Annotated in this window: 11 protein-coding genes and 1 pseudogene; 7 read left to right on the forward strand and 5 right to left on the reverse strand. The window is 57.9% G+C overall.

Annotated elements, in window-relative coordinates; all coding sequences use genetic code 11:
• Positions 1 to 68: 68 nt before the first annotated feature.
• Positions 69 to 1,352: a NupC/NupG family nucleoside CNT transporter gene (locus tag B4967_RS10700; protein ID WP_083025156.1), complete on the reverse strand. Its 1,284-nt coding sequence runs from the start codon at positions 1,350 to 1,352 to the stop codon at positions 69 to 71.
• A 34-nt stretch (positions 1,353 to 1,386) separates the two neighbouring features.
• Entirely contained in the window at positions 1,387 to 2,232 is an 846-nt protein-coding gene (locus tag B4967_RS10705; RefSeq protein ID WP_083025158.1) for an outer membrane protein OmpK, read from the reverse strand.
• A 295-nt stretch (positions 2,233 to 2,527) separates the two neighbouring features.
• Between B4967_RS10705 and B4967_RS10710 the strand changes: the two genes are divergently transcribed.
• Positions 2,528 to 3,295 (forward strand): DeoR/GlpR family DNA-binding transcription regulator, encoded by a 768-nt coding sequence (locus B4967_RS10710; protein WP_083025201.1) that lies wholly within the window; start codon positions 2,528 to 2,530, stop codon positions 3,293 to 3,295.
• Here B4967_RS10710 and B4967_RS17875 read toward each other — a convergent pair.
• On the reverse strand, positions 3,251 to 3,469 hold the full coding sequence (locus B4967_RS17875; RefSeq protein WP_139794470.1) for a hypothetical protein: 219 nt from the start codon (positions 3,467 to 3,469) through the stop codon (positions 3,251 to 3,253). The two genes, B4967_RS10710 and B4967_RS17875, sit on opposite strands and share 45 nt — an antisense overlap.
• A 135-nt stretch (positions 3,470 to 3,604) precedes the next feature.
• On the opposite strand from B4967_RS17875, the gene cyoA reads away from it, so the two are divergent.
• Genes cyoA through cyoE form a run of 5 tightly spaced genes read left to right on the forward strand, consistent with a single transcriptional unit; the run spans position 3,605 to position 8,516 of the window.
• Positions 3,605 to 4,651 (forward strand): ubiquinol oxidase subunit II, encoded by a 1,047-nt coding sequence (gene cyoA / locus B4967_RS10715; RefSeq protein ID WP_083025159.1) that lies wholly within the window; start codon positions 3,605 to 3,607, stop codon positions 4,649 to 4,651.
• A gap of 2 nt (positions 4,652 to 4,653) precedes the next feature.
• Entirely contained in the window at positions 4,654 to 6,681 is a 2,028-nt protein-coding gene (gene cyoB, locus B4967_RS10720) for a cytochrome o ubiquinol oxidase subunit I (RefSeq protein ID WP_083025161.1), read from the forward strand.
• Positions 6,681 to 7,292 carry a cytochrome o ubiquinol oxidase subunit III gene (gene cyoC, locus B4967_RS10725; RefSeq protein WP_083025162.1) on the forward strand — a complete coding sequence of 204 codons (612 nt, stop codon included), beginning with the start codon at positions 6,681 to 6,683 and terminating at the stop codon, positions 7,290 to 7,292. Before cyoB ends, cyoC begins: the two co-directional genes overlap by 1 nt.
• Position 7,293: 1 nt before the next feature.
• The gene (gene cyoD, locus B4967_RS10730) at positions 7,294 to 7,635 is read left to right on the forward strand and encodes a cytochrome o ubiquinol oxidase subunit IV (RefSeq protein WP_083025164.1); all 342 of its coding nucleotides are present in this window, start codon (positions 7,294 to 7,296) and stop codon (positions 7,633 to 7,635) included.
• A complete protein-coding gene (gene cyoE, locus B4967_RS10735; protein WP_083025166.1) occupies positions 7,593 to 8,516 on the forward strand; it encodes a heme o synthase in 924 nt (307 codons plus the stop codon). Before cyoD ends, cyoE begins: the two co-directional genes overlap by 43 nt.
• Before the next feature lie 98 nt (positions 8,517 to 8,614).
• On the opposite strand, the gene pta is transcribed toward cyoE, so the two are convergent.
• Positions 8,615 to 10,798 carry a phosphate acetyltransferase gene (gene pta / locus B4967_RS10740; protein ID WP_083025167.1) on the reverse strand — a complete coding sequence of 728 codons (2,184 nt, stop codon included), beginning with the start codon at positions 10,796 to 10,798 and terminating at the stop codon, positions 8,615 to 8,617.
• Positions 10,795 to 11,977 (reverse strand): annotated as a pseudogene (locus tag B4967_RS10745) (acetate/propionate family kinase). The gene pta and the pseudogene B4967_RS10745 overlap by 4 nt, the downstream one beginning before the upstream one ends.
• A 153-nt stretch (positions 11,978 to 12,130) precedes the next feature.
• Here B4967_RS10745 and B4967_RS10750 point away from each other — a divergent pair.
• Positions 12,131 to 13,051 (forward strand): EamA family transporter, encoded by a 921-nt coding sequence (locus B4967_RS10750; RefSeq protein ID WP_083025169.1) that lies wholly within the window; start codon positions 12,131 to 12,133, stop codon positions 13,049 to 13,051.
• Positions 13,052 to 13,099: the final 48 nt, after the last annotated feature.

Raw genomic sequence — 13,099 nt, forward strand, 5'->3', positions numbered from 1 at the left:
CAATAAAAGACAAAACGGGCACTGCGAAAACATAGCAGCGCCCGTTGCATGGTGTCGTACTCGCTGCGTTAAGCCGTCAGGTTGCCCAGCGCAATAAAGAAGCCAGCAATGGATGCCGACATCAAGTTAGAGAGCGTACCGGCCAAAACGGCTTTCACACCGAAGCGGGCAATCTCTTTGCGACGCGTGGGCGCAATGCTACCCAAGCCGCCCAGCAGAATCGCAATGGACGACAGGTTGGCAAAGCCACACAGTGCAAAGGAGAGAATCGCCATGGTGTGCGGGGTCATCATCTGACCTGTAGCCGCCACCACCTGTTCCCCATCGATGTAGGGGGCGAGGTTGATATAGGCCACGAACTCGTTGACCACTAGCTTCTGGCCGATGAAAGAACCCGCCAGCGTCGCTTCTGCCCAGGGCACGCCTAGCAGGAATGCCAGCGGTGCAAACAGCCAGCCGAGAATCAGTTCAAGGCTCAGCGATTCAAAGCCAAACCAGCCGCCAACGCCGCCTAAAATGCCGTTAACCAGCGCGATTAAACCGATAAACGCAAGCAACATCGCACCCACGTTGGCCGCCAGCATCAGGCCAGAAGTCGCACCGGAGGCCGCTGCGTCCAGCACGTTGGTGGGCTTGTCGTCCTGCTCTTTCAGCTCTTCATCAACCTTGGAAACGCTGTCGCTATCTTCGGCGTCCTGGGTTTCCGGCATGATCAGCTTAGCGAACAGCAGGCCGCCTGGCGCCGCCATGAAAGAGGCCGCGACCAAGTACTCCATCGGAATACCCAGCGCCGCGTAGCCCGCCAAAACGGAACCGGCTACCGATGCTAAGCCGCCACACATCACCGCAAATAGCTGCGAAGGCGTCATGCGGGCAATGAACGGACGCACCACCAGCGGTGCTTCGGTTTGGCCGACGAAGATGTTCGCAGTCGCGGAGAGCGATTCGGTACGCGAGGTGCCCAGTGCTTTTTGCAGCGCGCCGCCCAGAATCCGAATGACCCACTGCATGATGCCCAGGTAGTAGAGCACGGCAATCAGCGACGAGAAGAAGATGATGACCGGCAGTACTTTGATAGCAAACACAAAGCCGACGTTTTCCACATCGGCTAGGCCGCCAAACAGGAAGCCGATACCGTCGTTAGCAAACACCAGTACCTGGCTAACACCGGCGGAAATGGTTTGCAGCACCGCCTGGCCGAACGGCACGTAGAGCACGAATGCACCGATACCGGCCTGGATAGCAAAAGCACCCAGTACGGTGCGCAGCCGAATCGACTTGCGGTCATAAGAGAAGATTAGGGCGATGGCCACCAGGGTGACCATACCAACCAAGCTCATGATGAGGGTCATGGAAGTACCTTCGGATCGTGAGGAGTGTGAGCGATTACAGTAAGTTCAACTTCACTGAGTAGATCATCGCGTTTTGATAAGCGTCCGGGGTGCCCAGTTTATTCTCTGAGTAGCGGTACTGCACGCCCGTGGTGATCAGATCGGACGGGTGCCACCACAGGCTCAGCGCACCGTTGGTACCGACGCTGCCTGCTTTGTCGCCCACGTAGTTCTGAGTCAGGTACTCGTCGTCGCGACCGAAGGTCTGCTCGTGCCAGTTGGTCACGCTGAAGTTTTGGTTCAGGGCGGTAAAGTCGTAGCCCGCGACCCAGCCAGCCATAAAGCCGTTCATGCCGGTGTAGCTATTGCTCTGCACTCGCGCGGCACCGATGAACGGTTTGAACCATAGGCCGTTATCAAAGGTTTTGCGATAGCCCAGACCCAGGATTTGGTCCTGCTCCCGAGACTCGTAGCCGTAGTCGCGGAAATCGTACAGGTGGGCGTAAATCGACAGCGGGCTGTCGCCCAGGTAGATGTGCGAGGTCACTTTACCGGCGGTACGGAAGTTGTCTTTACCGCCACTGGCCTGGTCGAACTGATCGTTAGTGGGGTTCTCGAAATCGAAGAAGCCGTAAAATTCGCCCCAGCTAAAGCCGACGCCGCCTTCGATTTCAACGTACGTAAAGTCGCTTTTCGCTGCGTTGCTAGCAGTGCGCGCTTCGGTGCCGTTCGACCAGTCGAGATAGTTGACGGAGACGTTGGCAAACGACCAAAGGCGGTCAAGGGTTTGCGGCTCGGCATCGTCGGCAAACGCAGGGGTTGCCACGGCAGCACTTGCCAGTAAAACGCCAGCGCCAAGCGTGACGAACGAAGAAGAACGAGAGAGGGATAGAGCAGTCATGGAAGCCTCAACAGGGTTGTATCTCGGTGCCAGGGCGGCTGGCATACCGACGTTATGGGTCGTGTGGGCTGGCGTTGATGTTAAAATTATAACATTGAGTGTTATTTTTTTAACGTTGATTTGCAAGTATTGTCCATCAACGTTGTTTAAATGTGATACGCGCATCATGCGCGGATGAAAGGGTGCATTGCAGTAGAAATAATCCAGTGGAAATAAATGAGGGCCTGGCTCAGCATAGAGCCGCTTGGAAGGGCTTAATGCTGATAACAAAATGAATCATAAGGAGATGCTGGACATGAATGATCGGAGCGCACAGCGCATGGCGATGTTGCAAGAAGCGTTGGCTAGCGGGGGAACGCTGCATCTTCGCGATGCCGCCGAGCTGTGTGGAGTCTCCGAAATGACCATTCGTCGGGATCTTTCAACGCAACCTTCAGCCATTAGCTTGCTGGGTGGGCGGCTAGTGATGGCAAGCTACCCCGGCGTGACGCCGGTATACGACCTTACTGAGCAGCAATCGAGCCACTATCAGGTCAAACAGCGTCTTTGCCAGCGTGCCGCCAGCTTTATTGAAGAGGGCGATACGCTGTTTATCGACTGCGGCTCAACGCTGATTCCGCTGCTCAGCCAGCTAAGCCACTTCCGCGAATTAACCGTAGTGACCTACGCGCTGAATGTGGCTAACGCGGTGGCCGTCTTGCCGAATGTGCGTTTGGTGTTACTCGGCGGGCTTTTTTACGCTTCCTCTCAATCGTTTGGTAGCGACGGCATGGGCGCGGCCATCGAGCGTTTGGGCATCAACAAAGCGCTGATTTCTGCCGCTGGGGTGGATTGCGAGCGGGGAGTAAGCTGCTTTCATTTTCATGAAGTCGGGCCTAAGCAGGCGGCGATTGCCACCGCGATGCAGCGGCTGTTGATTGTCGATGCCAGCAAGTTTGGCGTGGTGCGCCCGGCCTATTTTGCCTCGCTGGAGGATTTCGATATTGTCGTCACCGACGATGAGCGTGCCCCTGGCTTGTTAGAGCGCCACCCGCTGCCCACGCTGAGCATCTCGCTCGCCTAACAACAGCCACTGCTCAGCCACTACTCCCCAGTGCCCTGTGCCCAAACGGGTGCGCAGGGTGCGGCATAACGTCTCTTTCTGATTGACCGAGATCAATAGAAAATACTTTAGTCTTAGTTGATGCACGCAACGTGCACGGTTAAGGCTCGCCACTAACCCCATGAGGTGGCGCATATTTTTCCCGGAGCAACGTAGTCATACTCACTGTTTTGGGAAAAGTATGGGGTGATAGTTAGCTTGCTACTTAGCTGGCTAGTTAGCCAGCCAAGCAGTGAGCTGTTTTAGACAACTCTCTGATGAGATCACACCATGCAACTACCTACCCACTGGCGCAGGCGAGGCACTTTTGTGCTCGTCGTATTGTGCTTGCTGTTAACGGGCTGCAGTTCTGCATTGCTGGATCCCAAGGGGCAGATTGGCGTTGAGCAACGCTCGCTGATTCTGACCTCCTTTGGGCTGATGCTGATTGTGGTCATTCCGGTGATTGTGATGACGCTGCTGTTTGGCTGGCGCTACCGGCGCAGCAATAGCGTTGCCAAGTACCTGCCGGACTGGGCGCACTCCAATGCCATTGAAGCTGCCGTCTGGACCGTTCCCTGCTTAATCATTGCCGTTCTGGCCTTCCTCACTTTTAAACCCTCCCACAGCCTGGACCCCCACAAGCCGATTGAAGGCAGCGTGGAACCCATGGAGATCCAAGCCGTCGCGCTGGATTGGAAGTGGCTGTTCATCTACCCCGAACAGGGCATTGCCAGCGTCAATGAACTGGCGTTCCCGGTGGATACCCCTGTGCGCTTCCGAGTGAGTTCTGGCTCGGTGATGAACGCATTCTTCATTCCACGCTTAGGCAGCCAGATTTACGCCATGGCGGGCATGGATAACGACGTTCACCTGATTGCCGATGAAGAGGGCGTCTACCCCGGCCGTTCCACTAACTACAGTGGCGCTGGCTTCTCTGGGATGACCTTCGATGCCCACGTCACCTCACCGGCGGAATTCGATGCCTGGGTGGAAAACGTGCGCACAGCCGATGACACCCTGACCTTCCCGGACGGTTACGAAGCCTTGGCGCAGCCGACCGAGTATCACCCGGTGGAGTACTTCTCGGCGGTCACGCCTGAGCTGTATGAGTCGATTGTCAGCAGCTTCCACGGCGGTGAAGGCAGCGGGCACGGTGGCCATTCGAGTCACGGTGACGCCAACAGTGAGGGCCACGATAGCCACGGTGAATCCAGCGAGCTAGAGAGCGCCAGCGCGTCTCAACAGCAGGCCGCGATCGGCCACGTTACCAATCAGCCTGCAGGTGATGACCACGCCATGGGCGGCCATTCCACAAGCGTTGAAGCGGGGGGTTAAGCATGTTTGGAAAACTCACGTTAGAAGCAATTCCGTATCACGAACCGATCATTATGGTCGTTGCTGTCTTTATGGCGATCGGGGGTGCCGCGCTACTTGGCGCATTGACGTATTACCGTAAGTGGGGTTGGCTGTGGAACGAGTGGTTTACCTCCGTTGACCACAAAAAGCTCGGCATTATGTACTTTGTGGTGGCCTTGGTAATGCTGCTTCGCGGCTTTGCCGATGCGATCATGATGCGTACCCAATTGGCCATGGCGGCCGGTGGGGCCGCAGGTTATCTCCCTCCTGAACACTACGATCAGATCTTTACCGCCCACGGCGTAATCATGATCTTTTTCGTTGCGATGCCCATGGTCATCGGCCTGATGAACCTGGTGGTGCCGCTGCAAATCGGCGCTCGCGACGTTGCTTTCCCGTTTTTGAATAACCTGAGTTTCTGGCTGTGCGCTGTCTCAGCTATTTTGGTCAATATTTCCCTTGTGGTAGGGGAGTTCGACAAAACCGGCTGGCTCGCTTATGCTGCTTTATCGGGGATAGAGTTTAGCCCTGGGGTGGGGGTCGATTACTGGATATGGGCACTGCAAATATCCGGGATAGGTACCACGCTCACCGGCATCAACTTCTTCGTTACCATTCTAAAAATGCGCACCAAAGGCATGACCCTGTTCCGCATGCCGATTTTTACCTGGACGTCGCTGTGCGCCAACGTCCTGATTATTGCCTCGTTCCCGATTCTGACCGCGACCATCGCGCTGCTAACGCTTGACCGCTACTTCGGTATGCACTTCTTCACCAATGACTTTGGCGGCAACATGATGATGTACGTCAACCTCATTTGGGCCTGGGGTCATCCGGAAGTGTACATTCTGATTCTGCCGGCCTTTGGCGTGTTCTCTGAAGTCATCGCCACCTTCGCGCGTAAGCGCCTGTTTGGTTACAAAACCATGGTCTGGGCCACGGTGGCGATCACGCTGCTGTCGTTTATCGTGTGGCTGCATCACTTCTTCACCATGGGTGCTGGCGCCAACGTGAACGCCTTCTTCGGCATTATGACGATGATCATTGCCATCCCCACCGGGGTGAAGGTCTTCAACTGGCTGTTTACCATCTTCCGCGGCAGTCTAGAGCTGACCTCGCCGGTGCTGTGGACCCTGGGCTTCATCATCACCTTTACCCTAGGCGGTATGACCGGCGTGATGCTGGCGCTACCGGCGGCCAACTTCGTGCTGCACAACAGCCTGTTCGGGATTGCCCACTTCCACAACGTGATTATTGGCGGCGTGGTATTCGGCATGATGGCGGGCCTGACCTACTGGTTCCCCAAAGCGTTCGGCTTCACGCTGAGCGAGAAGTGGGGCAAGCGCTCGTTCTGGTGCTGGTTCATCGGCTTCTACGTCGCGTTCATGCCGCTCTACGAGCTGAGCTTCTTCGGTGCCGTGCGCCGTATGCAGTCTTATGCGAATCCTGAGTGGCAACCCTGGATGATTCTGGCTTGGGTAGGTGCCGTGATCATCATGATGGGTATTGCCTGCACCATTATTCAGTTCTGGGTCAGCATCCGCGACCGCAAGCTGAATGCCGACCTAACCGGCGACCCCTGGGATGGCCGCACGCTGGAGTGGTCGACCTCTTCTCCTGCGCCGTTCTACAACTTTGCTCGCTCGCCGGAAGTGGGTGATATCGACAGCTTCTGGTCGCAAAAGCAGCGTAGCAACGAGCAGTTAGATGACGCGCCCTACACCAATATTCATATGCCCCGTAATACGGTGGCGGGTCCGGTGATTAGCTTCGTCGCGCTGATTCTGGGCTTTGCGATGGTGTGGCATATCTGGTGGCTGGCAGCCTTTGGCGCATTGGGCGTTGTCGTCAGTTTCATCGCCCGTGTATTCAACGAAGATATCGACTACTACGTGCCCGCCGCCGAAGTGGCGCGCATTGAGCGCGAACACGAGAAGCGCAAAACCTCTGCGCCGAGCAGCGCAGCGTCTGATCGTGAACAGACCAACTATGTGGAGGCACGAGCGTAATGGCCACCGATACTTTACACCACGGCGCAACGCCTGAGCCCCATGAGCACCACGACACCACGGGCACCAAACTGTTTGGTTTCTGGGTGTATTTGATGAGTGACTTAGTGATTTTTGGGTCGCTATTTGCCACCTACGCCGTGCTGATGAAAGGCACGGCCGCCGGGCCAACGGCGGCGGATATTTTTGAGCTGCCCTTTGTACTGGTGGAAACCTTCCTGCTGCTGTTCAGTAGTTTCACCTTTGGTATGGGCGTGCTGGCGATGAACGCCGAGCGCCTAGGCCAGGTAAAAGCATGGCTGGGAATCACCTTCCTACTAGGCGCGGCCTTTGTGGGTATGGAAGTGTACGAGTTTCAGCATCTGATTCATCAGGGCTACGGCCCTGATCAGAGCGCGTTTCTCTCGTCATTCTTTACCCTAGTGGGTACTCACGGCCTGCACGTCACCGTGGGTTTAGTGTGGATCCTGGTCATGTTGGTGCAGCTCTCAACCAAAGGCATTACGCCCATGACACGCCCGCGTATTCTGTGCCTTAGCCTGTTCTGGCACTTCCTGGATATCGTGTGGATCTGCGTGTTCTCGTTCGTTTACCTGATGGGGGTACTGTGACATGAGCCATTCATCATCACCTTCAGCCGAACATTCAACGACTTCCCACGGAAGCGTTAAATCGTATGTTACTGGGCTTCTGCTATCTTTAGTGCTAACCGTGATTCCGTTCGCGGTCGTTATGGGCGGTGCGTTCAGTACCGCCACGACGGTGGTGGTCATCGCTGTAACAGCCGTGCTGCAGATTTTGGTTCAGCTGGTCATGTTTATGCATATGAATACCAAAGCCGACGAGGGCTGGAATGTTATGTCCTTCGTTTTCACACTGACGATACTCGTCCTGGTGGTAGGGGGCTCGTTATGGATCATGCAGCATCTGCATCTCAACATGATGATCGGCTGAACGTGGCACCAAGCCGCTGGCGCGATCTGCTGGCGCTCACCAAGCCGGGGATTATTGGTGGCAACCTGATTGCGACCCTGGGCGGCTACTTTTTAGCCGCTCACGGCACCTTCGATTGGGTCACCTTTGCCTCGGTGATGATGGGCATTGCCCTGGTGATTGCCTCGGGCTGTGCCTGCAACAACGTCATCGACCGGGATATTGATGCACTGATGGCGCGTACGCGCCATCGCCCGCTAGCCAAGGGGCGCATCTCGATCACCCAGGCGCTGGGGATTTCAGCGCTGTTGGGGGTTGCAGGCGTGGTCTGTTTGGCGCTGGGTACCAACGGCTTAACGGTGGCGCTGGCGGTAATCGGTTGGGGCGTGTATGTGGGAGTGTATAGCCTCTATATGAAGCGCCACTCCGAGTATGGCACGCTGGTAGGCAGCCTTTCCGGTGCGATGCCGCCGGTAGTGGGCTACTGCGCGGTGACCGGGCAGTTCGACAGCGGCGCGTTTATGCTGCTGGTGATTTTCTGCCTGTGGCAGATGCCGCACTCCTACGCTATCGCGATTTTCCGCTATGCGGATTACCGCCGGGCATCCATCCCGGTGCTGCCGGTGGTGCACGGCATTAAGCGGGCCAAGCACCACATTCTGGGCTATATCGTGGCGTTTATTCCTGCGTCACTGGCGCTGGTACTGGCCAGCCAAGCAGGCGCAGGCTACCTGTGTGTAGCGCTCACCATGGGCGGCTACTGGCTTTATCTGGCGCTATGCGGCTACCGGTTAGAGGATGACGTGCGCTGGGCGAAGAAGGTGTTCGGCGTGTCTATTCTGACCATAACTGCGATGAGCTTAGTGATGGTGCTGGAAGCGATGGTGCCCATGTGGGCGTGATACATCCCAACGATTCAACCTGACGCAAAACCTAAAACGCCCCGAACAGTTCACTGTTCGGGGCGTTGCTTTTAGCTCGTATAGAATGCGGCGAGGGCCTAACCTTCCCGCTGGCTGGCCTGAATCGCGGTGAGAGCGATGGTGTAGACGATGTCGTCCACCAGCGCGCCGCGGGAGAGGTCGTTCACCGGCTTGTTCAGACCCTGCAGCATCGGGCCAACGCTCACCACGCGGGCGCTCCGCTGTACTGCTTTGTAGGTGGTGTTGCCGGTGTTGAGGTCGGGGAACACAAACACGGTGGCCTTGCCCGCCACGGGGGAGTCGGGGGCTTTCTGCTTGCCCACGCTCTCGATGGCGGCGGCGTCGTACTGCAGCGGGCCGTCGATGGCCAGATGCGGCGCGCGCTCTTTGGCGATGCGGGTGGCTTCGCGCACTTTATCCACATCCGCGCCGGTGCCGGAGTCGCCGGTGGAGTAGCTGATCATCGCCACGCGCGGCTCGATGCCAAACGCCTCGGCAGAGCGAGCGCTCTGTAGGGCGATCTCTGCCAGGGTTTCGGCGTCCGGGTCTGGGTTCACCGCGCAGTCGCCGTACACCACCACCTGTTCCGGCAGCAGCATAAAGAAGATCGATGACACCTGATTGTACTCAGGGGCCGTTTTGATCAGCTGAAACGCCGGGCGAACGGTGTTGGCGGTGGTGTGAACCGCGCCGGACACCAGGCCATCCACTTCATCGAGCTGCAGCATCATGGTGCCCAGCACCACGTTATCCTGAAGCTGTGCTTCGGCGGTCAGCTCGTTGAGCTTGCCGCGACGACGCTCCACCATCGGGCCAATGTAGCTGGCGCGGGTGCTTTCCGGGTCGATGATGGTCAGCGCATCGGGCAGTGTAAGGCCACGGTGATGGGCGACGCTCTCGATATCTTCCCGTTTGCCCAACAGCACGCAGTCGGCAATGCCACGACGCTGGCAGATGATTGCCGCTTCGATGGTGCGCGGCTCGTCGCCTTCCGGCAGCACGATGCGCTTTTTGGCCTGCTGAGCGAGCTTCACCAACTGGTGGCGGAACGCCGAGGGCGAGAGGCGGCGGGTGTAGCCACGGCTCAGCTTGGCTTTCAGCCACTCTAAATCCATGTGGGCAGCCACGTAGCGGGCCACCTGCTCGGCGCGCTCGAAGTCATCCATGGGGATTTCAGTGCTGAGCTGGCTCAGGTTCTGCGCCGTGGTCAGGCTGTCGGTTTCTACCGCCAGCACCGGCAAGCCGGTTTTCAGCGCTGGGCGGCACATCTCGATCATGCCCTCGTTGGGCAAGAAACCGTTGGTGAGCAAAACGCCCGCCAGCTGGGTGCCGTTCATGGTGGCCAGCGCGGAGGCCAGCACCACATCGTCACGGTCGCCGGAGGCCACGACCAAGCTGCCCGGGGTGAAGATATGCAGCGCATTGGCCGCACTTCGGGCGCACAGGCTGGTAGATAGCACGCGGCGGCTGGCGGCTTCGCCTTCGTTGAGCATCTTGGCATTCAGCGCCCGGGACACGTCCAGCGTGCGCGGGGCACTCAGAGTTTTGCTGTAAGGCACTACGCCAATCAGGTGGAAGCGGTCGGTGGCCAGCGCCGGGGAGTAGCGGCGCAGCTCGTTGAGCACCGGCTCTTCCAGCTGCGGTTTGATGGTGCCCGGCGCGGCCGAAAGGTCATCTTCCTGGCCGTAGGGCAGGTTCTTCATGCGCATCAGAATGCCGCCCAAGGTGCGGCTAGAGCTAACGCCGCCAAAACTGCGGGCGTGCATATCCAACTCTTCGGCCAGCGCCTGGGGTTCGTTGAGATCCCCGGTGCCCACCAGAATGATTCGCGCGTTTAGCGCATGCGCGAGCTGCGCATTGGTTTGGGTAGCGTAGGTGGTGTGCTGGGTCGGCACCACGCCTTCCACCACGATCAGATCCAGCGCGCTGCCGTCTCGGTAGGCCTGCTGCACCACCTGCTCGTAGAGCTCGATGACGTTTTCCATCAGCTCGTCGGTTTGGTCGTCGCGCAGCAGCCGCTCTAGGCGGGCCTGGGAAATGGGCGAGGGCGGGCGCTGGCTTAGCGTGCGCGATACCAGCGCCGTGGAACGATCCAGGCCGGGGCCGTTCAACTCGTTCTGCATGAACGGCTTTAAAAAACCGGCTTTCAAGGCGATGGTGTCGAGCGCTTGAATCAAACCAAGGCAAGCGGACGTTAGCCCGGCACCGACGTTGGTGGGTACCAGGAGAATGGCTTGGGGTTGCTCGGGGGAGCTGTTCATTCAGGGGTCTCCACGCAGTGGCGGGGTTCCATGGCAATGCGGCTCTTCATCGGTGGGGATCACCCACACTTCCGGGCCTTGATGACCAGCGCTATCCAGCTTGCCCTCTTTACCGCGAATGGTGGCTTCGTTGGCCGCTTCATCTAAGCTGAAACCAAAGTGGGGCAGCAGGGCCAGCACTTCACGACGTACGATAGGCGAGTTTTCGCCAATGCCTCCGGTGAAGATCACGCCATCAAGCGTAGGCAGTGCACAGGAGAGCGCGGCCAGCGACTTGGCGATGCGGTAGCAGAACACGTCCAGCGCCAACTTGGCGCCAGGGTGCCCGGCCATGGCTTGGTCTTCTACTTCGCGCATATCGTTGGTCAGGCCGGAAAGCCCCAGCAGGCCGCTCTGCTTGTTCAGTACGTTATCGATTTCATCTAGCGACCAACCTAACTGGCGGTGCAGATGCGCATGCAGGCCGGGGTCAACGTCGCCGCTGCGGGTGCCCATCACCAAGCCTTCCAGCGGGGTAAGGCCCATGCTGGTATCCAGGCTCTGGTTGTTCCACACCGCCGCGGTAGAGCAGCCGTTGCCCAGGTGAGCGGTCAGCCAGCCGCCTGCACCACGGCTGCTCAGCTCGCCAGCGCGCTGGCTAACAAAGGCGTGGCTAGTGCCGTGGAAACCGTAGCGGCGAATGCCGTGCTCGGGGTAAAGCGCTTCTGGCAGTGCGTAGCGGTAGGCGCGGGGTGGCAGCGTTTGGTGGAAGGCGGTATCGAACACGGCTACTTGCGGCAGTTCTGGAAATACCTTGCGGGTAGCGGCAATGCCCGCCAGGTTGGCCGGGTTATGCAGCGGTGCTAAAGCAGCGGTGGTTTCGATGGCGTCCATGTCGCTGTCATCAATGAGTGCCGCCTGGGTGAAGTGCTCGCCGCCATGAACAATCCGGTGGCCCACAGCACCCGGCACGCGGCCTTCCAAGCGCTGAAGAATGGCGTTCAGAGCTTCAGCATGGTCAGCATTGGGTAGCGGCTGGGTAAAGCTCTCACCGGCGCTGTTTTTACCTTTCAAGCGGGCGTCATGGCTGCCTAAGCGTTCAGCTAGCCCGGCTAAGCGCGGTGCCTGCGGATCAGCATCAATCAAAGCGTATTTAATAGAAGAAGAGCCACAGTTAATAACCAGCACCGGTGCGTTCATAACAACCTTTGTAAAGTAGTTAAGAGGTAAAAAGAGAAGACTTTATTTTAACATGCTGCGACGCGAAAAATCAGCGAAGAATTTCGTTAGCCGTCTATGTAAAATGTCGGCATCCTGTTTCTTATATAACCTATCGTGAGCCGTTCTGTGCCTATGTCCTCAACATCTTCCCCTGCACTGCTACCCCGCCATATCGCTATTATGCTGATGATGACCGTGGCGACCATGTTCGCTGCTAACCACGTCTCAGCCCGTCTGGCGTTTGATAATGGCACAGGGCTGCTACTGGCAGTGTTGATGCGCTCGGGCGTTGCCTGCTTGATTCTGCTGACACTGGTAGTGGTGCAGAAAAAGCGCCTTTGGCTGCCTTCGGGTTCTTGGCCTCGGCAGTTAGTGGTAGGGCTACTGATTACTCTGCAAAGCGTGAGTCTGTACTCCGCTGTGGCGCGTCTGCCGGTCGTGATTGCACTGTTGCTGGTGAACACGTTTCCCATCCAGCTAGCGCTATTGAGCTGGGCACTGGGCGGCCCCAGGCCATCGCTGCGTAGCTGCCTGATTATGGGCACCATTCTGATTGGCCTATTGGTGGTGCTGGATATTCCTAGCTGGATTGCCAACGCCGATGCCATGGGGCCGGAGTGGCTGGCGGGTATCGGTTTTGGGCCACTGGCCGCCTTTGCGTTTGCCTGCGCCCTATGGCTTACCGAGCACCGCTTAGCCGGAGTGGGCAGCACGTTGCGCAGCCTGCTCACCATGCAGACCGTATTTATCGCCATGATTATTGGCGGCCTGGTAGGCGCGGTGCCTGGCGGCATGAGCCTGCCGGATAACAGCACGGGGTGGATGGGGTTAACGCTGCTGGCGCTGCTCTACGGCAGTGCGTTCTCGATTCTGTTTATTTTTGTGCCCCGGCTGAATATGGCGCGCAACGCCCCAGTGATGAATTTCGAGCCAGTGGCCTCGCTGCTCATCGGCTATCTGGTGCTCGGTCAAATGCTTAGCCCCAGCCAGCTGGTAGGTGGCGCGGTGGTGGTAGGGGGGATTGTGGTGTTGAGCTTATCCAGGAGCCGATAAAATTTGCGTTCTACTGAAAGCTGGACCACACTTATCTGCGTAAGGAAA

Origin of the sequence: Vreelandella lionensis, from assembly GCF_002087295.1 — a bacterium.
Taxonomy (GTDB): Bacteria; Pseudomonadota; Gammaproteobacteria; order Pseudomonadales; family Halomonadaceae; genus Vreelandella; species Vreelandella lionensis.